The following is a 273-nucleotide window of genomic DNA, read 5'->3' as shown; positions in this document are numbered from 1 at the left end:
GGCGAAGCAGCCCATGGCCTCCTCCGCCGTGAACCCCGCGTCCGCGGCGTGCGGGCCCGACACGTCCTCGCCCACGCCGAGGGCGACCTCCCAGGAGACTACCGGCTCGTCGCGGACGCACAGCCGGGTCGCGGCGCACTCCCGGTGCTCGTAGTAGGAGCCGTCGAGGAGGCCGGGCGAGTCCGCCCAGGCGACGTCCACCCGGTACGCGCCGGGCGGAATGCGCAGCGCGAGCTCGCGCGGCGGCCCGGACGTCCAGGGCGAGTCCACGAC

At 76.6% G+C, this 273-nt stretch carries 1 protein-coding gene; it reads right to left on the bottom strand.

Translation table 11 applies throughout. The annotated features are described in order from the left end of the window. Nucleotides 1-273, bottom strand: a 273-nt coding sequence (locus IE98_RS0141775) for a DUF4241 domain-containing protein (protein ID WP_030278047.1), incomplete at both ends; no start/stop codon positions are given.

The organism is Streptomyces sp. NRRL B-24484 (assembly GCF_000717715.1).
Classification (GTDB): Bacteria; Actinomycetota; Actinomycetes; order Streptomycetales; family Streptomycetaceae; genus Kitasatospora.
The sequence above is the reverse complement of the archived record's forward strand: the minus strand, read 5'-3'. Positions and strand labels throughout refer to the sequence as shown.